Origin of the sequence: Stenotrophomonas sp. GD03777 (assembly GCF_029842485.1) — a bacterium.
In the GTDB taxonomy this organism is placed as follows: domain Bacteria; phylum Pseudomonadota; class Gammaproteobacteria; order Xanthomonadales; family Xanthomonadaceae; genus Stenotrophomonas; species Stenotrophomonas sepilia.
This window is the reverse complement of sequence record NZ_JAOCGL010000063.1, coordinates 1-23195: the sequence shown is the minus strand read 5'-3', so window position 1 is coordinate 23195 and position 23195 is coordinate 1. Positions and strand designations below refer to the sequence as shown.

Below are 23195 nucleotides of genomic sequence, written 5' to 3'. Positions count from 1 at the left end.
CGCTTTCGTCATTGGAAGGCGCAGGTACCTGCATGCGGTACTGACGGCTCCTCCCCCGTTCGGCGTTGCCGCTTCCATGTACCGCACCACCCTGAACCTGCTTGCCGGCGCGATCGCGCTGGGCCTCACTGCTGGCACCGCCAGCGCCTCTGAAACCACCGATGCCGGCAAGGACAGCACCACCCTCGGCGCCGTGCTGGTGACCGGCTCCAACATCAAGCGCAGCGATACCGCCGGGCCCAACCCGGTGCAGATCGTCAGCCGTGAACAGATCGAGCAGACCGGCCGCTCCACCCTCACCGACGTGCTGCGCAATCTGTCGGCCAATGCCGGCAACAGCTTCGACGAGCAGTACACGGGCAGCTTCGCCGCCGGCTCTGCATCGATCGGCCTGCGTGGCCTGTCGCCGAAGAACACGCTGGTGCTGGTCAACGGCTACCGCGTGTCCAACTTCGGCTTCGCGCTCAATACCCAGGACACGTTCGTCGACCTCAACGCGCTGCCGATCAGCGCAGTCGAGCGCATCGAAGTGCTCAAGGATGGTGCTTCGGCGGTGTATGGCTCCGATGCCATCGCAGGTGTCATCAACATCATCCTGCGCAGGAACTTCCAGGGCGTGGAAGTGGGTGGCGGCTTCGGTACCGCCACCCAGGGCGGCCTGAACGAACGCAAGGCCAACCTGCTGGCCGGCTTCGGCGACCTCGAACAGCAGGGCTGGAACGTGCTGTTCGGCTTGGACCTGCTCAAGCGTGATCGCCTCGACGCCGACCAGCGCGCCTATACCCGCAGCGGCGATTTCCGCGACAAGCCCGGCGGACGCCTGGCCGGCTGGTCCACCGCCGGTGGCAACTGGCTGTCCAACCCACGTGCACCTCAGCCGTTCGCCAACTGCCCCGAGGGCAGCCAGCTGCGCCCGTACAGCGACTTCGGCAGTACCCTGCCCGGCCAGGCCTGCGCCTTCAATGCGCAGCCGTTCAAGACCCTGCAACCCGGCGCCGAGCGCCTGCAGGCCTCGTTGAGTGCAACCTACCGCTTCAATGACAGCGTCGAGGCCTTCGCCGATATGCTGTACAGCCACAACAAGGCCGACCAGATCTTCAGCGCGCCGCTGACCGTCGGCCCCGGCCTGCGCGCGTACAACCCGGCCACCGGCACGCTGATTGACGTGCCGGCGGTGCTGCCGGTCGGCCACCCGAACAACCCGGGCAGCACGCCGCTGCCGTTCGAGTACACCTTCTTCGATCTCGGCCCGCGCCTGAAGGACAACACGCAGGTGTTCTACCGTGCCCTGGCCGGCGTGCGCGGCAGCGGTGAACGCTGGGACTGGGAAGTCGCGGCGCTGACCTCGCAAAGTGCGCAGCGCGAGTACGTCGACAATTTCGTCAACCGCTATGCGTTCGAACAGATCCTGCGCGACGGCAGCTACAACTTCCTCAACCCGTCCGCCACGCCGGGCGCGCTGGATGCACTGCGTCTGCAGACCAAGCGGCCAGGCTGGTACAAGCTGCACGCGTTGAACCTGAAGGCCTCGACCTCGCTGTGGCAGATGCCGGCCGGTACGGTCGGCTTTGCCTGGGGTGCCGAGTTCCGCAAGGAATCGCTTGACGCGCGCACCAGCGCGCAGGTGCTGTCGGGCACCGAACTGCGCCCGGCCATCAACGTGGTCAACGGCGAGCGCCAGGTCAGTGCCGCCTATGCCGAACTGAGCGTGCCACTGCACCGCACGTTGGAGCTGCAGGCGGCTGGCCGCGGCGATCACTATGACGACTTCGGCAAGGCGTTCTCGCCGAAGGTGGCGCTGCGCTGGCAGCCGCTGGACAGCCTGCTGCTGCGTGGTTCGTTCTCGCGTGGCTTCCGCGCCCCCTCGCTGCCGGAGATCGCGCCCGGCCAGACCGTCAGCTACGGCTCGGTGATCGATCCGCTGGATCCGCTGCAGCCCGGCGGCAGCCGTGGCGTCACCAACATCCGCACCGGCAACCCCGACCTGAAGGCCGAACGCTCGCGCAACTTCAACGTGGGTGCGGTGTGGTCTCCGGATGGTGATACCAGCATCGGCCTGGACTGGTACCGCATCGAGCAGGACAACCTGGTCAAGCCGGACAGCGCGCAGTTCATCGTCGACAACCCGACCCTGTTCCCGGGCCGCGTGCAACGTGATGCGCAGGGACGCATCCAGTTCATCTCCAACCAGTATGCCAACCAGGGCGAGTTGACCACCTCGGGGCTGGACCTGGACGCCAGCCGCACCTTCCGTACCGACGGCTGGGGCAACTTCACCGTGGCCGGCAGCTGGACCCACCTGCTGAGCTTCAAGCAGCCGCTGGTGGCTGGCCAGTCGCCGTACGAAGGCGCCGGCAACAACCGCCACGGCGCACTGCCGCGTACGCGCGGCACCACCTCATTGAACTGGGCGGTGGGCGACTGGAGCAGCACGCTGAGCCTGCAGTACGTGAGCGGCTACGACCAGCGCGTGGCGACGGCGACCAGCAATCCGGGGCTGCGTAACCGCGTCAAGCCGTATCACCAGCTGGACCTTTACGTGGCGTACGAGGGAATTCCGAATACCACGCTGTCGCTGTCGGTGCTGAACCTGACCGACAAGGATCCGCCGTTCGATCCGGCTGGCGGTTCCAACGGCTTCGACATCAGCCAGTACAACCTTCGCGGACAGTTCGTCTCGCTGGGTGCGCGCTACCGGTTCTGATGCGCCAACGGGGCGGCGATGGTGCGCCGCCCCGTTCGCGTTGCCGGCCAGCGGCCGGCACTACCATCACCGGCTCAGGTGCAGGAACTGCAGGTGCCGTTCGTACTGGCTGATGATGTCGTTGATGATCTGCTTGCGGCTGTAGCCCACCAGGTCGTAGTCCTGGCTGCCTTCGAACAGATGCACCTCGGCGCGGTAGTAGCGCTGGTTGCGCAGCTGCTGCGCGGCAAACGACGGGGTCAGGTAGCCGCTCAGGATCACCCGGTACAGGAAGTCCTGCTGCTCGCCGTGGTTCACCGTCAGCTCCATGTCGCCGGCCTCGAAGCGGGTGGATACATCCCAACCCTGCCCGCGCAGCTGTTCGGCCACCGCCTCCATCGCCGGCTTCACGGTGTCATCCATGAAGCGGTAGACCTGGTCGCGCACCGGGAAGTGCATGGCCTGGCTCAGGCGCTGGCGCCAGCCCTGATGATGGCGATCGTCTCCGATCAACGGCGACGGCCGGTACTGCAGCGCGCGCTTGCGGTGCGACTCGTCACTGAACGCGCGGGTCAGGCCCCACATCATCAGCAGCAGGATCGCCGAGAACGGCAGCGATGCCAGCACCACCGCCGATTTCAATGCATCGATGCTGCCGGCCAGCAACAACCCTGCGGTCAGCACCGCAATCACTGTGCCCCAGAACACGCGCAGCCAGCGCGGACCATCGTCTTCGGGTGATCCACCATGCGACGACAGCGTGGACAACACCACCGCTCCCGAATCAGCGGAGGTCACGAAGAAGATGAAGCTCACCAGCACCGTCACCGCGATCACCGTGCGGCTCCACGGGTAGCCATCCAGCAGTGCATACAACACGGTCGGTGGGTCATCCACCGCCAGCTGCGCCAGTTGCTGCTGGCCGTGGTGGAGCACCTGGTCCAGCGCGCTGTTGCCGAAGATCGACAGCCAGGCCAGGGTGAAGCCGAGCGGGATCAGCAGCACCCCGAACACGAATTCGCGGATGGTACGGCCACGTGAGATGCGCGCGATGAACAGGCCGACGAACGGTGCCCAGCCGATCCACCAGGCCCAGTAGAACACCGTCCAGCCGCCCAGCCATTCCGGTCGGCCGCCATAGGCGTACACATCGAAACTCTTGCCGACCACGCTGCCCAGGTAGTCGCCCAGGTTCTGCATCAGCGTGCTGAACAGGTACTGCGTCGGCCCGGCGAACAGCATGAACAGCACCAGCGCGATCGCCAGCAGCATGTTGATGTTGGCCATCCAGCGCACGCCCTTCTCGACGCCGGACACGGCCACGGCCACGGCCGCGCCCATCATGCTGACCACCAGGATGATCTGCACCAGGTTGGAGTGCGGAATGTCGAACAGGTGCGAGAGGCCGGCATTGAGGTGCAGCACGCCGAAGCCCATGTCGGCACCGATGCCGAATACGGTGGCGACGATGCCCAGCGCATCCACGGTGTAGCCGATCGGGCCATTGATGCGCTTGCCGATCAGTGGGTACAGCGCAGAGCGCAGGGCCAGTGGCAGGTTGTGGCGATAGGCGAAGTAGGCCATCGCCATCGCCGCCAGCGCGAACACGCCCCAGCCGTGCAGGCCCCAGTGCAGGAACAGCAGCTGCATGGCCTGGCGCGCGCCAGCCTCGCCTGCGGCCGGATCGCCCTGCGGCGGCTGCAGGTAGTGGGTCAGCGGTTCGGATACGCAGAAGAAGAACAGGGTGATGCTGATGCCGGCGGCGAACAGCATGCCGGCCCATGAGAGGTAACTGAACTCCGGCTCGTCATGGTCGGCACCCAGCTTGATGCCACCGTACTTGGACAACGCCACGCCCACCACGAACACCAGGTACAGGGTCATGGCCAGCAGGTAGTACCAGCCGACGTTGAGGGCGGCCCAGTCCTGTGCCTTGAGCAGAAGGCGGCCCGCGCCGAGCGGGAACAGGCTGACGAACAGCGCGAACGCCACGACAACGATCGCCGCGAAGGCGAACACAGGCCGAAGGGTGCGCACCGGGGATTGTTGCGGCTCCAGTACTTCCATGGGGCGGCGTTCTCCGGAAGATCAAAGGGTTAGCCGACCGATTCTGGCTGAACCGCAGTGGACAGAGCATGAAGTTGCGGCCTGTGGTCGCAGGCCCGTCCGCTCATTCCGTGGTATCACGCGCGCGCTGCGACGCACCCTTGCTTGCGCGGGCCGCGCGCACCGCCTGCGGCGCGGCCACGCGCATCCTGTCCGATCACGACATTACATGCACCGCACACAGCTTGTTGCCATCCGGGTCACGCAGATAGGCCAGGAACACCTGCCGACCGGACATGTTGCGGACGCCGGGCGGATCTTCGATGGCGCTGCCACCGTGAGCCACTCCAGCTTCCTGCCAGGCACGCACGGCCTCTGCACTGCCCAGACTGAAACCGATGGTGCCGCCGTTGGCATGGCACGCTGGCTGCCCATCGATCGGCGCGGTTACACCGAACATCCGCCCATCCTTGAAGTACAGCAGCCGTCCCTTCTCGTCGAATACGCCCGCACGCGCGTCCATCGCGGCGAACAGGGCGTCGTAGAAGCGACGTGCGGCATCCATGTCGTTCGTCCCTACGGTGATGTGGCTGAACATGCGGGCACTCCATGTGGAAAACCGCAGTGTCGATGAGCGCGGGCGACTTCGCAAATCGCTGCACCCTCGCCGCCCCGCTCGCGACCGGGCGTGCTGCTACTTGGCGGTGCTGAGCAGCAGTACCGCCGCCGTGACCAGACCGATGCCGACCCAGCCGATCGGCCGCAGGCGGTTGCCGAACAACAGGCGGCCGCAGCTGGCGGTGCCGATCACGCCGATCGCCCCCCACATCGCATAGGCCGTGGCCAGATCCATGTAGCGCACGGCCTGGCCCAGCAGGGCGAAGGCGATCCAGACCAGGACGATCGCACCGACGCCCCAGCGCCAACGACGGAAACCTTCCGACTTGGCCACCATCATGTTGGCGGCGACGTCGATCAGCGCCGAGCAGATCACGAAAAACAGGGCCAGGGTGTTCATCAGTGCGCCTCCCCGAGGGTGACGCAGACGATGCCGGCCACCGCCAGCATCAGGCCGGCCAGCTGCTGCAGCGACAGGCTCTCGCCGAACACGGTGAGGCCGACCACGGTCAGCAGGGTCAGGCCGAGGCCTTCCCACACCGCGTAGGCCACGCCCACAGCAATGCGGCGCACCGACTGCGCGAGGAAGAAGTAGGACAGCGCCAGCGCGCCGGCCATGATCAGGTAGCCGCTCCAGCCGCCGTCGCGGGCGGCATGGGCCATGAACGAGGTGCCGACCACCTCGGCGATGATCGCCACGGTCAGGCAGGCCCAGGCGGCCAGCGCGCCACGGGCGGGAACAGTACGGGACATGTGAAGCTCCTTGCAGGCGGGGACCGCGCCGCCTCTTCAATGGGTCCACGGCATGCGTGGAGGGTCCGGAACGCCCGCAGACAGGGGCGACGGCGGCCAGTATCATCGCCTTTTACGGTGGCACCAAAATGGATCCCATCGACAGGAGCGATGGATCAATGCCCTATTCCCCCGAATCCCTGCAGGCCTTCGTGGAAGCGGCCGCGCTGGGCTCGTTCTCGGCGGCGGCGCGCCGCCTGCGCAAGACCCAGTCAACGGTCAGTACCGCCATTGCCCATCTGGAGGCCGACCTGGGCGTGAGCCTGTTCGACCGCAGCGGGCGCTACCCCCGGTTGACCGAGGCCGGGCGCCAGGTGCTCGGCCATGCCCAGGAAATCCTCGCCGCCGATGCCCGCCTGCAGCAGTTGAGTGTGCGCCTGGCCGCGCCGGTCGAAGCGCGGCTGACCGTGGTGTTCTCCGACGTGTACCAGCTCGATCCGGAGCAGCGCGTGCTGCAGCGCTTTGCCGAAGCATTCCCGGAGATCGAACTGGAATGGCTGGATGCCGAAGGCGATGACGTGCTGGAGCTGGTCGGCAGCGGCCGCGCCGCGCTGGGCCTGCTGCCGCAACAGGAAAGCTATCCGGATGGCCTGATGGCCCGGCCGTTGGCCCATCACAGCGAACTGTCGGTGTACGTGGCGCGCGAGCACCCACTGGCCAGCGCCGGCCGTCGCAGCGCCGCACAGCTGGCGCGGCACCGGCAGGTGCGATTGAGTGCGGAGGTCGATCAATCCCACATCGTCACCGGCCTGGCCTGGACCGCCACCGACTATCTGATGGTGATGGAGATGGCCGAGGACGGCATCGGCTGGGCCGAGCTGCCGCGGGCACTGGTGCAACGTTATGACCGCGGGCGACTGGTGGAACTGACGCTGCCCGGCTGGCCGCGGCGCATCCACAGCGACCTGCTCTGGCGCCGCGACGCGCCGCCGGGACCGGCCGCACTGTGGTGGGCCGACGCGTTGGGGTGATACGAGTTGCCGGCCAGCGGCCGGCACTACCGGTCAACGATGGGCGAGCGCGTAATCCAGTGCCGCGCACACCGCGGCCACCTGCGCGTCGTTGCACTGCTGCGGGGTCGCCCGTGGGCTGTCCGGGTAGACCTCGGTGGTGGTAGTGAACTTCGCACCGGTGATGCCCGCGCACAGTCCCAGCTTCACCAGCGGATATTCGATCACGCCGTGGGCCACCAGCGGCGAACCGATGATCTCGCCCTTGTCGTCAGCCGGCGCGATGTGGGTGACCTTCTCCACCGCGGCGATCACCGCCTGCTGGAAGGCCGGCTGCGGGTTCTCGCTGTCATCCACCAGGTAGAAGCCATCGGGGATCAGGCCCGGTTCGAACGGCCTGCCGTCACGCGCGGCCAACGCCGGGCGGAACTCGCTCTCGTCGCTGTCGGTGGTCTCGTGCAGGTCGATGTGCAGCACGAACTGGCCCTTGTACGGCGCGATCAGATCGATCACCGCCGTTGATTCACGCGCCGGGCCGTCGGCGCGGAAGTTGCGGTTCGGGTCGATCGCATCGAAGTTCCAGCGGTTGATGCGCTCGAAGCCCCACGGATTCACGCACGGTGCCACCAGCAGATTGGCCTTGCCGGCGTAGTCGGCGGCGTGCTTTTCGAGGAATTCCAGCGCGCCCATCACGCCGCTGGTCTCATAACCGTGCACGCCACCGGTAACCAGGGCAGCCGGCAGCACCGGGTTCCAATCGCGGCTGCGCAGGGCGAACAGGGTGTAGGTCTCGCCAGCGTAGTCGAGCTGGCCGTAGGCCACCTTGTCGAAGCGCGAGGCCAGCGCCTCGATGCGCGGCAGCACTTCCTCGTCATAGCGACGCAGGCGCTGCTGGCGGCCACGCCACGTCTCCCGTTCCGCCGCTCCCCACGGCTGGCCAGGGGTTCCGACGGGGTAGAAGGCGGCTTGGGACATGGCAGATCTCAGCGAGTCAGGAAGCAATCGCCCACTCTACCACTGGGGGAACAGCGTGAACCGGCGGCGCATTCCATTGGCGAATGGAATCAGCAATAATTCTCATTTACCGCCTTCCACAGCCCGCACCGATGCCCATCCCTGCCCTGCAACCGGCCCGCCTGCCGCTGGCCGCCGCCCTTACCCTGTGCCTGCTCCCGGCCGCCACCGCCTTCGCCCAGGACGGCGCCACCACGCTGGACAGCATCCAGGTCTCGGGCCGCTGGCTGGGCACCGGCCTGCATGACAGCGTGAAGAGCTTCGCCGGCGCGCGCACCGTGGTCGACCGCCAGCGCATCGAGGCCAGCGGCGCGGCCAGCCTCGGCGATGCGATGCGCCGCATCCCCGGCGTGCAGGTCACCGACAACTCCGGCACCGCGGGCAGTTCGGTGTCGCTGAACATCGGCGTGCGCGGCCTCACCGGGCGCTACTCGCCGCGCTCGACCGTACTGTTGGACGGCGTGCCGCTGGCGGTGGCGCCGTATGGCCAGCCACAGCTGTCGTTCGCGCCGACCAGCCTGTCCAACATCGAGTCGATCGACGTGGTGCGCGGCGGCGGCGCGGTGCGCTACGGGCCGCAGAACGTGGGCGGCATCATCAACTTCAGCACCCGCTCCATTCCCACCGAGGCCGGCCTGCACGGCGAAGCCGGCATGCGCTACACCGCCTACGACCATGGCGGCGGTGACAGCACCCAGTACAACGCCTTCCTCGGCGGTACCGGCGACAATGGCCTGGGCGCGGCCCTGCTGTACTCCGGCCAGGATGGTCGCGGCTGGCGCCGGGGCAGCGATGACCGCTTCAATGATCTCGCGCTGAAGTTCGCCTACGCCATCGATGCGCAGCAGGAACTGCGCGCCAAGCTGTCCTACTACGATGTGCGCTCGCTGACCCCGGGCGGCCTGACCCGCAACCAGTACGAGGCCGATCCGTTCCAGAACACCCGCCCCACCGATTTCTGGAAGGGCCACCGCACCGGCGTCGACCTGGGCTACACCAACACGCTGTCGGCCAACAGCGAGTTCGAGGTACTGGCCTATTACAACGAAAGCAGCCGAGCCAGCTCGCTGATCAACGCCGCCAATACCCAGCTGACCGTGCAGCCGCGCGACTACCGCGTGCTCGGCATCGAGCCGCGCTACACCCAGCGCCTGCACTGGGGCAGCAGCGTGCATGACATCACCGCGGGCTATCGCTTCCTGCGCGAGCGCGGCAACGACCGCAGCTACACCGTCACCCGCCGCACCGGCGTGGCCAGCGCCACCACCCGCTTCGACAACGCCACCGATGCGCATGCGTTCTACATCGACGACCGCATCGCGATCGGCCAATGGCGGATCACTCCGGGCGTGCGCATGGAATGGATCGACATGGACCGCCGCCAGGCCGGTGGCGCGGCAACCTTCAGCAGCCGCAACGACAAGGCCCTGCCCTCGCTCAACATCGCCTACCTGCTGACCCCGCAGCTGACCGTGTTCGGCAACTACACCACCTCGTTCGGGCCGGTGCAGAACATCCAGCTCAATTCGCAGACGGCCAACAACCCGCTGAACCCGGAAATCGCCAGGACCACCGAGCTGGGCGCGCGCTGGCAGGACGGCGCCCTGCGCGCGGAAGTGACCGTGTTCAAGATGCGCTTCGACAACCAGATCCTGCAGGTACCGGGAATCACCCCGCCGACCTTCCAGAACATCGGCGCCACCGACCACAAGGGCGTGGAGAGTGCACTGGAGTACCACTTCGCCGAGGACAGTGCGCTGGCCGGGTTGGAGCTGTACGCCAACTACACCTGGACCAAGGCGATCCAGCAGTCGGGCGACAACCGTGGCCTGGACGTGCCGTTCTACTCGCGCGACACCGACAGCGTCGGCGCCCGCTACGCACTGGCCGGCTGGACCTTCAATGTCTCCAGCACCCACCAGAGCGGCCAGTTCTCCGATGCCGCCAACACCTGGGAAGAAACCGCCGATGCGCGCGTGGGCCGCGTGCCGGGCGTGCGCCTGTGGAACGCGCAGGTGGCCTGGCAGGTGCCGGGCCTGGGCGACAGCGAGATTGCGCTGGGCGTGAACAACCTGGCCGACAAGCGCTGGTACACCCGCAACGTTGATGGCAACGCCGGCCGCATGGTGGCCGCGCCGCGCACGTTCTACGTGCAGGGCCGCTACCGCTTCTGAGGCGGTAGCCACCCGATGCGGTGACGGTGGCGCTCACGGTGGCGGCGTATCATGCCGCCACCATGTCACTGCCTGTTTCGCCATCGCGCCTGCATCTGGCCTTCCAGGGCCTGCGCCTGCGCCTGCGTGGCAGCGACCTGTGGTTCATCGCGCTGGCGTTGCTGGTCGGCTTGATCGCCGGCTACCTGACCCTGCTGCAGTCGGGCATCGCGCGCTGGCTGCAGGGCACGCTGTATGGCCTGGACGACGGTATGCGCCTGAGCTCCCTGCCCTCGCTGACATGGACCGCGCTGCTGGTGCTGCCGCTGGGTGGCCTGCTGGTCGGCCTGGTCAGCCTGGCCGCGACCCGGCTCAAGCGGCCCCTGCTCGATGCGGTGGAAGCCAATGCCCTGCATGGCGGCCGCATGTCGATGCGCGACAACCTGATCGTGCTGACCCAGACCCTGCTGTCCAATGGCTGCGGCGCCTCGGTGGGTCTGGAGGCTTCGTATACGCAGATGGGCGCCGGCAGTGGTTCGCAGCTGGGCCGGGTGATGCGCCTGCGCCGCAATGACGTGCGCATCCTGGTCGGCGCCGGTGCCGCCGGCGCCATCGCCGCCGCCTTCGGTGCGCCACTGGCGGGCGCGTTCTATGCGTTCGAGATCGTCATCGGCGCCTACACCCCGGCCGCACTGGCGCCGGTGGCGGTGGCTGCACTGGCCGGCGCGTTCGTGGCCGACCAGGCTGGCATCGAGGCCTACCTGCTGCCCGCTGCCTCGACCATCGACGTTCGCGCCGCCGACTACGCCATCTACGGTCTGCTCGGCTGCTGCTGCGCGATGGTCGGCATTGCCATCATGCGGCTGATCGCCTCGATCGAGGGCACGGTCAAGCGCAGCCCGCTGCCTGCCTGGGGTCGGCCGGTGGTCGGTGGACTGCTGCTGATACCGCTGGCCCTGGCCAGCCCGCAGGTGCTGTCGTCCGGACATGGCGCCCTGCACCTGGACCTGACCACGCACCTGCCGCTGATCTGGATCGGCGGCCTGCTGACCCTGAAGTGCCTGGCCTCGGGCATCTCGCTGGGCTTCGGCTTCCGTGGCGGCCTGTTCTTCGCCTCGCTGTTCATGGGCACCCTGGTCGGCGCGCTGTTCGCCGGCCTGCTGGCCATGGCCACCGGCGTGCCGGTGGTCGACGCCACCTCCGCCGCGCTGGCCGGCATGGCAGCGCTGGCCGCAGCCGTGGTCGGCGCGCCGATGACCATGGCCATGCTGGTACTGGAAGGCACCCACGACTTCCTGCTGACCAGCGTGGTGATGAGTGCGGTGCTGGTGTCCAGCACGCTGGTACGGCAGTGGTTTGGTTATTCGTTCTCGACCTGGCGCATGCACCTGCGCGGGGAGACCATCAAGAGTGCCCGCGACGTGGGCTGGGTACAGAACCTCAACGCCGGCCGACTGATGCGCAAGGGCGTGGCCACCGCCCCGTCCGACCTTGACGCCGCCACGTTCCGCCAGCGCTTCCCGCTGGGCTCGGGCAGCCGGGTGATCCTGATCGACAGCGAGGGCCACTACGCCGGCATCGTGCAGATTCCGCGCGTCTACGGCGACGGCGTGAAACCGGAGACGGCGATTGGCGAGCTGGCCGAGAACCGTGACGTGTCGCTGTCGCCGTCCGCGGACGTGGTCAGCGTGATGCAGCGCTTCGACCAGACCCAGGCCGATGAACTGGCCGTGGTCGGCGCCGACGGCCAGGTGCTGGGCGTAGTGTCCGAAGCCTTTGTACGCAAGCGCTACGCTGAGGAGCTGGACAAGCGCCAGCGCGAACTGATGGGCGAGCGCGTCGACGACACCGACTGACCCGACAAAAAGGGGACGGAGGGGATTAAGTCGCTTCTGGCACTTTCGAAATCCACGCATGGCGTGGATCTACTGTCACCTCGACCGGGTAGACTCCGGCCATGCGCTTCATTGAGACTTTCCAGGCAGGTCCCTTCGCCGACACCGTGGTCAGCCTGCTGGCCGCCTTCGTGCTGGGTACGTTGATCGGTGCCGAGCGCCAGTACCGGCAACGCACCGCCGGCCTGCGCACCAACGTGCTTGTGGCAGTCGGCGCCGCCGCCTTCGTCGACCTCGGCATGCGCATCGCCGGCAGTGCCGAGGCGGTGCGGGTGATCTCCTACGTGGTCTCCGGTGTCGGCTTCCTCGGCGCCGGCGTGATCATGAAGGAAGGCATGAACGTGCGTGGCCTGAACACCGCCGCCACCCTGTGGTGCTCTGCAGCGGTCGGCAGCTGCACCGGCGCGGACATGCTGGCCGAAGGCGTGCTGCTGACCGTGCTGATCATCGCCGGCAACACCCTGCTGCGGCCGTTGGTGAATGCCATCAACCGCATTCCGATCAACGAGGCAGCGACCGAAGCCACCTACGAGGTGCGCCTGAGCGTGGATGCCGACGCCGTGCCGCGGGTGCGCGAGCGCCTGGTCGATGCGCTGGAAGCGGCGCAGTATCCGGTGGGCGATGTGCAGGTGGTCCAGCATGCCGACGCGCCTACCGATGTGATCGCGGTGCTGGTCAGTACGGCCGTGAGTGCCGATGAACTGGACGTGGTGCTGGCACGGATGGAGCAGGTGCCGGGCGTGCTGCATGCCACGTGGGAAGTCAGTACCCGCGATTGATTCAACCGCCCATCCGCTGCTGCGCGCGCAACAGTTTCCGGAACGAACCGCACTTGCGGGCATCCTCCGCCTGCGGGCAGGCCGCTGCGCGCTGCAGGTGCCGGCGCACCCGCTGCAACCGGGTGATCTGCCGCTGCAGCACCTCGGCTTGTGCCAGCAGTGCCTCGCGGTCGAGTGAGATGCACCCCTGCTGCGACGGCAGCGATGCACCGATCTGCTGCAGCGACAGCCCGGCCGCCTGGCCCAGGCCGATCAGCGCCAGCCGTTCCAGCACCTGCGCGTCGTACTGCCGGCGCAGGCCGCGCTCGCTGACGCCGGCGGCATCGCAGATCTCGTTCATGTAGATGTTGCGACGCAGGTTGAGCCGCATGAAGTTCTCTGCACGCTGCGCGATCAGATAATGCGTGCGCCGCGCACGGGTGCAGCCTGGGCGATCCGCCGCACCGGCGCCCAGCAGGGCCTGCACATGCTCATGCAGCAGGTTCTCGGTTTCATCCGGCTGCAGCCCTGCCCCCTGTCCCAGCTGCAGGTGCAGCTGCTGGTAATGGCGCGCCAGCGGCGTGGCGTCGCTGGCCAGGTTGAACAGCGAAAGTGCCTGGCCGGCAGGTGGCGTGCTGCGCAGGCTCAGTTCGGTCAGCTTGCGCTGGACGCGGGCCACCGGCACCAGCATCAGGGTCATGTGCGTGCCCGGGCTCAGGGTGAACTCACTGATGCCCTCCGGCATGATCGTCAGCGCCATGCCCGGCGTGAGCGGCACGCCGTGGCACCAGCTCATCGTTTCATCGGTGGCGTGCAGGTACCCCAGCATCGCCCAGTCCGGCGGCAGCATGAAACGGCCACGGCAATGGAAGCCGCAGCTGATGCTGCAGAACAGGGCTTCCTCGTGCACGCGCGAAGCGAACGCCGCCCGTGGCCCGTTGCCATCCAGCAGCAGCAGTTCGACATCACAGACGCGAAGCACGCCGCTCAGCGTGGCCAGGTCTATGGACCGAAGGCCGCTGTCGTCGCTGTCCTCTACCCCACCATCGACCATGACAGTGTTGTCCCCCCGTTGATCCGCCATCCGCTGCGGCCCCCACTGCCTGACAGGGCGCGCAACGATCCAGAATCCATTTCCGTTGCCACGCCGGCGGCGCCGGCGTCGATGCGATCGTACAAATCAATGCAAGAGCTTGAATGCGAGTATGCCCAATAATCGGCAAAGGTAAACCCGCGGCCCGGCATGATGAAAATGGATACACAAGTGAAGAAAATGTCGGAGCGGCTGGCACGGTTTTCGCATGGACCACAAAGCGAATCACATTATCTGCACGACAATGAATCGTTTTGCGTGCGAACGGATTTTCGTCACAGAAACCGTCTGAAATTTTCAGGCTTCCGGGGTTTCTGCCGAATTTGCATATAGGTTCCGGTTGCAGCCAACCGCCATTCAGGCAAAGTCGACATTACGGTGATCCGGCCACCTGATCTGGCCGCACCCAGGGGGACAGCATGACCATGCACGCATCACTGGATGCCTCGACCACCGGCCCCGGGCCGTCCGGTCGCGACCGTGCGGCCGATGTCCCGCCTGGAAGCGATCACCCTGCTTGAGCACAGCGGGCCAGTCCCGCCGTGCCTCCTCCGCCAGGACGCGCGGAGGCCCACGGACGATCCCGGCGGAGCCGGGCCACCGCCCAACGCAGGTGTACTGCATCCGCAGACAGGTAGAGGGAGACATTGGTCATGAACGCATCGATCCGCAAATTCCTGAAGGAAGAAGACGGCGTCACCGCGCTCGAGTACGGGCTGCTGGCTGCCGTCATCGCTGGCGTCCTGATTGCGGTCGGCAACGACCAGATCAAGGGGTTCTTCGAAACGCTGTTCAAGAACCTCTCCGCACTGGCCACCAAGGCGTCGGGCTCGACGACCTGAGCGGCGACCGCGCGCGGCCGGCAGGGCCGCGACGGCGGGGCGCATGGAACCAGGCGAAGACCGTCCAGTGACGGACGATGGAGTGTGCGATGACAGTGCTGGGATTGTTGGCCATCGGCGTCTGCCTGCGGATCGCGATCAGTGATCTGTATGCCCGTCGGGTGCCCAACACCTGGCTGGTCGCCGCATGCGTGATCGCCACTGCGGTGATCGTGGTCGGCCAGTTCAGTGCGCCGCGCCAGCCGTGGCTGCCCCACCTGGCCGGCGCGGCGATCGGCCTGTTGGCGCTGCTGCCGTTCCATGCCCTGCGCTGGATGGGCGCCGGGGACGTGAAGTTCTTCGCCGTGGTGGGCCTGATGCTGGGCTGGCAGGCGCTGCTGCCGGTCTGGCTGGTAGCGAGCCTCGCGGCTGGGTTGCATGCCGTGCTGGTGCTGGCCGGTCGCCGCCTGGGCGTGCTGCTGCCCGGTCACCTGCAGATGCAGGTCAATCGCACCAGCACGCAGTGGCAAGCGCATCCGGTGCTGCGTGACATGCAGGCCGCCCGCCAGGGACGACGTGGCATTCCCTATGCAGCCTACCTGGCACTGGCCGCCATCGGCTGGGTGCTGGCCAGCATCTACGGAGGTGCACCATGAACATCCGCAGCCCACGCCTGCAACGCGGTGTCGCCAGCATCGAGTTCGCCCTGATGCTGATGCTCGGCCTGTTGCCGCTGCTGCTGTTCACCTTCTCCGGGGTGATGATCATGGCGGCGCAACAGACCCTGGCCACCGCCTCGGCCGAAGGCGCGCGCGCCTCGCTGCGCTACGGCACCGCCAGCGAACGACGCACAGCCGCCTGCGTCGCCGCACGAACCTCGATGCAATGGTTGCTGCAGTTTTCCAAGCAGAACGTGGACTGCAGCGCGGGGGGCAGCAACGCCATCGTGGTGTCGGCACAGGCGCCCTGCGCCGGTCTGGCCACGGCCCAGTGCATGACCGTGACGGTCAGCTACGACTACGCCAACCATCCCTTCCTGCCCGGCACCGCCACGCTCTACAAGTGGGTGATGCAGGCCCCCATCCGCAGCGTCGCGGTCGCGCAGCTCGATCTCGGCAGCGGCAATTGATGATCGGTACTTTGGAGACGGTTCCATGCTCAAGTTGACCCGCATCGCTGCCGTCGCCCTGATCGGCCTGGCCGTGCTGCTGGCGCTGATCGCCTTCATGATCGGGCGCAAACCCGCCGCACCTGCAACGGTCGCGCCAGTCGCTCACAACGAGGCCCAGGCGATCACCGTGGTCGAAGCCGTGGCACGCCTGCCTGCGGGCGAGCCGATCAGCGCCAACGGCCTGCGCCTGGCCCAGCGCACCTCACCCGTCCCCGGCGCCGCTACCAGCATTGCCGCCGTGACCGGCAAGGTGCCGGTGCAGGACATTGCCGAAGGCAGTGTGATCAACGGCAGCGCGTTGGCTCAGGGCTTCTCGCTGCAGCTGCGGCCGGGCGAGCGTGCCCTGGCCGTGCCCGTGGACGAACTGGTCGGTGCCGGCAACCGCATCCTTCCCGGTGATTTCGTCGACGTCTTCCTCAACCTCCGCAACGCCCAGCCCAACATCAACAGCCCTGGCGAAGCCGCGCAGACGCGCCTGCTGCTGTCGCGCCTGCGCGTCCTGAGCTACGGCCAGCAGGACATCGTGCCGGTGGCCACAGAGACTACTTCCAACAGCGAGGCCGACTCCCGCAACGACCCGCGCGCTGCCGACATCACCGGAAGTGGCAGCACGCACAGCAACAGCAATGAAGCGCCGCAACCCGCACGCAGCGCGGTGCTTGCGGTACCGGTGGCCGACGCCAACCGGCTGCTGCTGGGTGCGCAGCAGGGCAAGCTTTTCCTGGCCCTGCGCAATCCCGCCGATACCGGCCTGCCCGACCTGGCGTTGTTCCCGCAATCGCGCGGAGTGATCGACCCGCTGCGTGGGCTCGACGCCGAGCAGCAGCTCGCCCTGCAGCGGCCGGAGAACCACGCTTTTGCCGGTATCGACAGCGACGCGCTGGCCGGACGTGGCAGTGCACCGCAACGCGGCACCCCGGATTCACCGTCGCGCGCGCCGGCGCCACGTCGCAGTGCACCGCGCGCGTCGGGGATCGAGATCATCCGCGGCGACAGTTCCGCATCCCGTGCCTCCCTTTGACCTGCATCGAGTGCATCCATGACCGAACGTCGCCGCCGTCCACGCCTCTCCCTCCGCCAGCGCTGGCTGGCCCTGCTGCTGGTGCTGCTGGCGCCGGCAACGAGCGTGGCCGCCGATGACCTGGTGCTGCAGGCGCGCGAGCAGCGTCCCTGGAACCTGCCGGCCGACCTGGAGCGGGTGGCCATTGCCGACCCGGGTGTGGCCGACATCGTGATGCTGCGCGGGCAGCGCCAGGCGCTGCTGGTCGGCAAGATGCCCGGTACCACCACCCTGCTGCTGTGGCACCGCAGACAGGCCGAGCCACAGCGGTTGACGGTACGGGTGCAAAGCGCCGTACAGGGCGCTGCCAGCACCGGCGGTACCGGGCTGGTGTTCACCCAGCAGGACCAGCAGGGCCTCCTGCAGGGAAGCACCGACAGCATGCTCACGCACATGCAGGAACAGCGCACTGCGGCGATGGCGCTGGGCAAGGACGGCATGCTTGCCGATGCGTCCACCATCAACAGTGGGGGCGTGGTCCAGGTCGAGGTCAAGGTGGTCGAGTTCAACAAGACCGCGATGAAGCAGATCGGCATCAACTTCCAGAACCGCAACGGGGGCTTCGCCTATGGCTTCGCGCGGCCCGGCACTGGCCTGCCCGGCAATACCGGCCTGCTGCCCGGCATGAAGGAAGGCAACAGCAGCAACGAGGCCGTGTCGCCGATTTCCTCGGCGTTCCGGCTGGTGTTCGGCTCGACCAAGGGACTGTGGAACGCCGATGTCGAACTGCTGCAGAGCAATGGCATGGCGCGCGTGCTGGCCGAGCCGACGCTGGTGGCACTGTCCGGCCAGAGCGCCAGCTTCCTGGCCGGTGGCGAGCTGCCGATCCTGGAGCCGCAGGGGCTTGGCACCACCACCATCACCTACAAGCCCTTCGGCATCGGCCTGACCGTGACCCCAACGGTACTGGCGCCGAACCGGATCGCGCTGAAGGTGGCGCCGGAGGCGAGCGACCTGGACTACAGCAACGCGATCGTGCTCAACAACGTGCAGATTCCCTCGATCACCACCCGTCGCGCCGATACCACGGTCGAGCTGGGCGATGGCGAGAGCTTCGTCATCGGTGGCCTGGTCAGCTCCAACATCGTCTCCAACGTCAACAAGATTCCACTGCTGGGCGACCTGCCGATCATTGGTTCGTTCTTCCGCAACTTCGACTACAAGCGCCAGGACAAGGAGCTGGTGATCATCGTCACCCCGCGTCTGGTGCAGCCGCTGGCACGCAACACCGAACTGCCGCTGCCTGGCGAGCGCGAAGCCAAGCCGCATCTTCCCGAATGGGGGGCGTGGTTGCTGGGGCCGGTCAGCCAGGACCCGGTGCCCGGCTTCTCGCGCTGACTTCCATGACGCCTGCGGAACCACGCCCATGCCCTACGCCACCGCCCAGCCGCTGCATCCGCAAGGACCGCCGATGAACCTGGTCCTGTACGGCATCGACCGCGAACTGCTGCCCCGGCTGGCCGCCAAGCTGCCGCCGACCACCACCCTGCACTGGCAGGACAGCAGTGCGCCGACGTCGGCGCAGGACCTGCAACGCGGCCCGCAGAGCCTGGTGCTGCTTGACTTCCGGCCCGAGCACGCGGCTGCCTCGAGCGTACTGGCACAGCAGCTGCAGCAGACCCAGCCGGACCTGGCCCTGGTCGCGGTCGGCGCCACCAGCGCCGGCCAGGTCGAAGGCGTGGTGATTGCCCTGCGCGCCGGCCTGCGCGATGTGCTGGACCTGGACAGTGACAACGCCGGCATCGAGGCGGCCCTGCGGCGCGCACTGTCACCGCGCCCGGCCGCGGTGGCGCAGCATGCGCACAAGGCGCGCCTGATCGTGCTGCTGGGCGTGCGCGCAGGCGTCGGCACCAGTACCCTGGCCGCACATCTTTCGGTGCTGGCGCAACAGACGCGGGCCCTCGCCCAGGGCGATGCAGTGCAACAGGACGGCCTCCTGATGGAACTGGCACAGCCCACCGGTGACCTTGCGCTGTACCTCAATCTCGACAGCCGCTTCCACTACGAGGATGCGCTGCGCAACGCCAGCCGCATCGACGCCACCCTCGCACGCACCGCGATGGCGCGCCATGACTCCGGGCTGGTGCTGCTGGACCGTGCCGGCGGCAGTGATGCCGTGCCCCCGTCCGACCCTGGCGCGCTGCTGCAGCGCCTGCGCGGGGTGTTCGCCAGCGTGCTGTGTGATGCCGGCGGCTGCCCGCTGCGGCAGCTGCCGCCGCTGTTGCTGGACCAGGCAGACGAGATCTGGCTGGTCACCGATGCGTCGATCGCCACGCTGGTCTCGCTGGACCAGGCACTGAAGCATCTTGCAGGCCAGCGCGAGCGCGAGAAGCGCCTGCAACTGGTGATCAACCGCCACGACGACAGCAGCGGCATGAGCCCGGAACAGATCGCACGCCGCTTCGAACTGCCGTTGCTGGCGACATTGCCTGAACGACCGCGTGTGCGCCTTGCCGCCAGCCAGGGCCGCCTGCTGCTGCAGGATGCGCCGCGCGATCCCTACCTGCGTGCCCTCGCCCCGCTCGTGTCACGGCTGGACCCGGCTGCCTGCCCGGTCCAGCCGCATGGCCTGCGGGAAAGACTCTCCCTTGCCCTGGGTGGATCGCAATGGAAGACAAGGTAACCCCGTTCCCGCATGCCGTTGCCCGCCCGCTGCTGCACGAAAGCCCGGGCCACCTGCCGTTCGCACAGACCGAGCAGTACCAGAAGGTGCTGTCGGCCGCGCATGAGCACCTCCTCAACAGCATCGAGGACGAGCGCATCGACATCGATTCCTGGGCCCCGGATACCATCGCCCGCTGGGTGCAGGTACAGACCGTGGGCTTCATCCAGGAATGGCGCATCCCGATCAACGAAGAAGAGATGCAGGTGGTTGCCGAGGGCCTGGTCAAGGAGCTGACCGGTTTCGGCCCGCTGGACGACCTGCTCCACGACCCCTCCATCGAAGACATCCTGATCAACGGTTTCAAGGACGTGCACGTTTCGCAGGGTGGCCAGCTCCGGCGTGCCACCCAGCGCTTCACCGATGACACCCACCTGCTGCGCATCCTGCGCCGCATCCTCGCGCCGCTTGGCCGCCGGCTGGATGATTCCAATCCGATGGTCGATGCGCGCCTGCCCAACGGCGGCCGCCTCAACGCGATCATCTCGCCACTGGCGGTGGACGGGCCGATGGTGTCCATCCGCAAGTTCCGCAAGGACCCGTTCACCCCCGACGAGCTGCTTGCCAAGGGCACCTTCGACGCACCGATGCAGGCCCTGCTGAAGGCGATGGTGCTGGGCCGCTGCAACATCCTGGTCTCCGGCGGCACCAGTTCCGGCAAGACCTCGCTGCTGAATGCACTGGCCAGCTACGTGCCACCCAGCGAGCGCGTCATCACCGTGGAGGACACCGCCGAGCTTTCGCTGAACCATCCGCACGTGGTGCGCCTGGAAAGCCGCATCGGCGGCGCCGAGGGCCAGGGCGCGGTCAGCATCCGCGACCTGGTGCGCAACAGTCTGCGCATGCGCCCGGACCGCATCGTGGTCGGCGAAGTGCGCGGCGCTGAAGTGCTGGAAATGCTGCAGGCGATGAATACCGGCCATGACGGATCGATGGCCACCATCCACGCCAACACGCCACGCGACTGCCTGTACCGCATCGAGATGCTGGCAGGCTTTGCCGGCTTCCAGGGCAGCGAGGACAGCCTGCGCCGGCAGATTGCCAGCGCCATCGACTTCATCGTGCAGATCTCGCGGCTGGGCAGCGGGCGCCGGGTGCTGGTCTCGATCACCGAGATCACCGGGGTCAGCGACAACCTGATCACCACCCAGGAAATGTTCCGCCACGAGGTGCAGATCGACGCCACCGGCCGCGAGACCGACCGCTGGATCGGCCTGGGCTTCCATCCGCACTCGCACAAGCTGGAGCCGTTCCGCCAGCAACTGCGTGAATCGCTCTACGGGGACTTCTGAGCATGGGCACCGGCCTGCTGCTGGGCGTGTTGAGCATCATCTCGGTGCTGCTGGCGCTGGCCGTCTGGCTATGGGGCACCGCCGCCAGCCGTGAGCAGCGCCAGGCCTCGCTGCAGCATGCCGAGCAACAACTGGCGCGCGGCAGCGCGGCCGGCGCGGTACCGGCCGGGCCTGCCGTTGCGGCGGCCAACGATTCGACCCGCCCGGCCAGCACCGGAACCCGTGTACTGCCGTGGGACGGTGTCCTGCAGCGCGCCGGCCTTCCGCCGGGCTGGAAGCTGCCACTGATGCTGCTGGTGCCGGGACTGATGCTTGCGGTCGTGGCGGCGATGCGGCTGGGCACGGCCTGGATGTTTCCGCTGACCCTGCTGCTGTACCTGCTGGGCTGCTGGCTGTGGGTGATGCGCCGGATCACGAAGCTGCGCGCGCAGCTGCTGCACCAGATGCCGGACTTTCTCGACAACCTGGTCCGCCTCACCGCGCTGGGCAACAGCCTGCAGGCCGCGTTCCAGGTGTCTTCGATGCAGACCAGCGCGCCACTGCGCGGCCTGCTCGACACCACGGTGCGCTATGCGCGCAGCGGCATGGACCTGGATCGTGCATTGAGCCTGGCCGCGCAGCCGTACCGGATGGACGTACTGAAGGTGCTGGCAGTGGTGATCGGCGTGAGCGTGCGCATCGGTGGCCGCGCCGACCAGATCCTGCAACGCATGGGCGATTTCATGCGCGACCTGGAACAGGCCCAGCAGGAACTGGCGGCCACCACCTCGGAAACACGGATGTCGGCCTGGGTACTGGGGCTGCTGCCGCCCGCCAGTGCGGTGCTGATGGCGATCTCCAGCCCGGCGTTTTTCCAGCCGGTGCTGCACGACCCGCTCGGTCACAGGATCCTGTTGATCGCGCTGGGCCTGGAACTGCTAGGGGCGTTCCTGCTGTACCGCCTGGCCAAATCACTATGACCGCCCACAGCCGCCCCGGAGGTGCCCGATGAGCGCCAGCGCCTGGTTCGCCCTTTCGCTGCTGGTGCTGGCGGCCGGCGTCGCCCTGCTCGGTATCGCCGGCTGGGTGCGCAGCCATCGCGAGCACCGCACCTCAGCCACACTGAAAACCGCCCTGCAGCCGCGTGAGGAAGGCCGCGACACCGAGGCCACGCGCCGCGACTCGCTGGGCTGGATCGAGCGCTTCGGTCGCTCGCTCAGTGGCGGCCGCCTGGAGGCTGCGCTGCTTGCCAACGAAGACAAGCTGCTGTTGGACCTGGCTGGCTGGAACACGCGCCGTGGCACCGCGATCTATCTCGGCCTGCGCCTGCTGCTTGCCCTGTTGGTGCTGGCGCTGGCGCTGGCGTTCAGCAGCGCGCACGGGCTTGCCAAGGTGATGGTGGTGATCGGTGCGCTGGCGGCCGGGCTGCTGCTGCCCAAGTTCGTGCTGTCGTCGTGGGTCAAGCGCCGCCGCCGCGCGGTCGAGAACGAGCTGCCCCTGCTGATCGACCTGCTGCGCCTGCTGCAGGGCGTGGGCTTCAGCATGGACCAGAGCCTGCAGACCCTGGGTGACAAGCTGCGCGATGCATTGCCGGTACTCGGCGGCGAACTGCAGGAAGCCAATGTGGCCTATACCCATGGCCGCACGCGCGCGCAGTCGTTGCGGCGGCTGAGCGAGGTCTACGCCGATGATGACCTGGCCAGCCTGATGCAGTTGATCCTGCAGGTGCATGCGCACGGCGGCGCAGTGCAGGAGCCGTTGCGCCAGTTCAGCATCCGCCTGCGCGAACAGCGCCGCAACGCGTTGAAGGAAAAGGTCGGCAAGCTCTCGGTGAAGATGACCGTGGTGATGATGCTGACCCTGTTGCCGGCACTGATGCTGGTGCTTGCCGGCCCGGCGCTGGTCGCGCTGGCCACCACCCTGTCCAAGATGGGATCTCCCTGATGCCTGCCCTGCGCACCTCCTGCCTGCTGCTTGCCGTCGCCCTCGCCGCCCTGGCCAGTGGCTGCGCCTCGACCACACCGAAATATGTGCGGGCGCCCAGCCTTGCGCCGCCGGAACCCGATCCGCAGGACAGCCGCAACGCCTATCTGGAGCTGATCGAACGCATGCAGCAGCAGGGCGCCTGGTATGCCTCGCTGGCCCACGTGGAGGCCTTCCGCCAGCGCTATGGTGATCGCCCTGCCCTGCGCCTGCTGCAGGCCGACG

At 67.5% G+C, this 23195-nt stretch carries 20 protein-coding genes and 1 pseudogene; 15 read left to right on the top strand and 6 right to left on the bottom strand.

The annotated features are described in order from the left end of the window. Window positions 1-2704 (top strand): TonB-dependent receptor (locus tag N5E02_RS13755; RefSeq protein ID WP_279946374.1); only part of this gene is annotated, 2704 nt, incomplete at its 5' end. Window positions 2705-2770: 66 nt separating this feature from the next. Here the strand turns inward: N5E02_RS13755 and betT are convergent. The 4 genes from betT to N5E02_RS13735 all read right to left on the bottom strand — a co-directional run bounded on the left by betT (window position 2771) and on the right by N5E02_RS13735 (window position 6100). Further along, window positions 2771-4750: a choline BCCT transporter BetT gene (gene betT / locus N5E02_RS13750; protein WP_005416952.1), complete on the bottom strand. Its 1980-nt coding sequence runs from the start codon at window positions 4748-4750 to the stop codon at window positions 2771-2773. A 196-nt stretch (window positions 4751-4946) separates the two neighbouring features. Further along, window positions 4947-5327: a VOC family protein gene (locus N5E02_RS13745; RefSeq protein WP_005416954.1), complete on the bottom strand. Its 381-nt coding sequence runs from the start codon at window positions 5325-5327 to the stop codon at window positions 4947-4949. Between the two features lie 96 nt (window positions 5328-5423). After that, window positions 5424-5747, bottom strand: a complete 324-nt coding sequence (locus N5E02_RS13740; protein ID WP_065179190.1) for an SMR family transporter — start codon at window positions 5745-5747, stop codon at window positions 5424-5426. Continuing rightward, a complete protein-coding gene (locus N5E02_RS13735) occupies window positions 5747-6100 on the bottom strand; it encodes an SMR family transporter (RefSeq protein WP_005416959.1) in 354 nt (117 codons plus the stop codon). The genes N5E02_RS13740 and N5E02_RS13735 overlap by 1 nt, the downstream gene beginning before the upstream one ends. Before the next feature lie 158 nt (window positions 6101-6258). On the opposite strand from N5E02_RS13735, the gene N5E02_RS13730 reads away from it, so the two are divergent. Continuing rightward, a complete protein-coding gene (locus N5E02_RS13730; protein ID WP_005416961.1) occupies window positions 6259-7110 on the top strand; it encodes a LysR family transcriptional regulator in 852 nt (283 codons plus the stop codon). Window positions 7111-7143: 33 nt separating this feature from the next. Here N5E02_RS13730 and N5E02_RS13725 read toward each other — a convergent pair whose 3' ends face one another. Next, on the bottom strand, window positions 7144-8064 hold the full coding sequence (locus tag N5E02_RS13725; protein WP_279946373.1) for a M14 family metallocarboxypeptidase: 921 nt from the start codon (window positions 8062-8064) through the stop codon (window positions 7144-7146). Window positions 8065-8195: 131 nt separating this feature from the next. Between N5E02_RS13725 and N5E02_RS13720 the strand changes: the two genes are divergently transcribed. The 3 genes from N5E02_RS13720 to N5E02_RS13710 all read left to right on the top strand — a co-directional run bounded on the left by N5E02_RS13720 (window position 8196) and on the right by N5E02_RS13710 (window position 12930). Then, the gene (locus tag N5E02_RS13720) at window positions 8196-10277 is read left to right on the top strand and encodes a TonB-dependent siderophore receptor (protein WP_279946372.1); all 2082 of its coding nucleotides are present in this window, start codon (window positions 8196-8198) and stop codon (window positions 10275-10277) included. A 62-nt stretch (window positions 10278-10339) separates the two neighbouring features. After that, the gene (locus N5E02_RS13715) at window positions 10340-12112 is read left to right on the top strand and encodes a chloride channel protein (protein WP_050562703.1); all 1773 of its coding nucleotides are present in this window, start codon (window positions 10340-10342) and stop codon (window positions 12110-12112) included. A 101-nt stretch (window positions 12113-12213) separates the two neighbouring features. Continuing rightward, window positions 12214-12930, top strand: a complete 717-nt coding sequence (locus N5E02_RS13710) for an MgtC/SapB family protein (RefSeq protein ID WP_139727249.1) — start codon at window positions 12214-12216, stop codon at window positions 12928-12930. Between the two features lies 1 nt (window position 12931). On the opposite strand, the gene N5E02_RS13705 is transcribed toward N5E02_RS13710, so the two are convergent. Then, window positions 12932-13963: a MerR family DNA-binding protein gene (locus N5E02_RS13705; RefSeq protein WP_279946371.1), complete on the bottom strand. Its 1032-nt coding sequence runs from the start codon at window positions 13961-13963 to the stop codon at window positions 12932-12934. Window positions 13964-14655: 692 nt separating this feature from the next. Here N5E02_RS13705 and N5E02_RS13700 point away from each other — a divergent pair. The 10 genes and pseudogenes from N5E02_RS13700 to N5E02_RS13655 all read left to right on the top strand — a co-directional run. Next, the gene (locus tag N5E02_RS13700; protein ID WP_005416979.1) at window positions 14656-14844 is read left to right on the top strand and encodes a Flp family type IVb pilin; all 189 of its coding nucleotides are present in this window, start codon (window positions 14656-14658) and stop codon (window positions 14842-14844) included. Window positions 14845-14933: 89 nt separating this feature from the next. Further along, window positions 14934-15479 carry a prepilin peptidase gene (locus N5E02_RS13695; protein ID WP_065185730.1) on the top strand — a complete coding sequence of 182 codons (546 nt, stop codon included), beginning with the start codon at window positions 14934-14936 and terminating at the stop codon, window positions 15477-15479. After that, window positions 15476-15952 (top strand): TadE/TadG family type IV pilus assembly protein, encoded by a 477-nt coding sequence (locus tag N5E02_RS13690; RefSeq protein WP_053500170.1) that lies wholly within the window; start codon window positions 15476-15478, stop codon window positions 15950-15952. The genes N5E02_RS13695 and N5E02_RS13690 overlap by 4 nt, the downstream gene beginning before the upstream one ends. Before the next feature lie 25 nt (window positions 15953-15977). After that, on the top strand, window positions 15978-17015 hold the full coding sequence (cpaB, locus tag N5E02_RS13685) for a Flp pilus assembly protein CpaB (RefSeq protein WP_065178476.1): 1038 nt from the start codon (window positions 15978-15980) through the stop codon (window positions 17013-17015). A gap of 18 nt (window positions 17016-17033) precedes the next feature. Next, window positions 17034-18392, top strand: a complete 1359-nt coding sequence (locus N5E02_RS13680) for a type II and III secretion system protein family protein (RefSeq protein ID WP_279946370.1) — start codon at window positions 17034-17036, stop codon at window positions 18390-18392. A 28-nt stretch (window positions 18393-18420) separates the two neighbouring features. Next, window positions 18421-19677, top strand: coding sequence for a fimbrial protein (locus N5E02_RS13675; protein ID WP_065185731.1), 1257 nt, complete (start codon window positions 18421-18423; stop codon window positions 19675-19677). Further along, window positions 19662-21008: a CpaF family protein gene (locus N5E02_RS13670; RefSeq protein ID WP_053500164.1), complete on the top strand. Its 1347-nt coding sequence runs from the start codon at window positions 19662-19664 to the stop codon at window positions 21006-21008. The genes N5E02_RS13675 and N5E02_RS13670 overlap by 16 nt, the downstream gene beginning before the upstream one ends. Before the next feature lie 2 nt (window positions 21009-21010). Further along, window positions 21011-21967 (top strand): type II secretion system F family protein, encoded by a 957-nt coding sequence (locus tag N5E02_RS13665; RefSeq protein ID WP_005416988.1) that lies wholly within the window; start codon window positions 21011-21013, stop codon window positions 21965-21967. 28 nt (window positions 21968-21995) lie between these two features. Continuing rightward, on the top strand, window positions 21996-22931 hold the full coding sequence (locus N5E02_RS13660) for a type II secretion system F family protein (protein WP_005416989.1): 936 nt from the start codon (window positions 21996-21998) through the stop codon (window positions 22929-22931). Then, window positions 22931-23195 (top strand): annotated as a pseudogene (locus N5E02_RS13655) (Flp pilus assembly protein TadD); the annotation flags it as partial. The gene N5E02_RS13660 and the pseudogene N5E02_RS13655, both read left to right, overlap by 1 nt.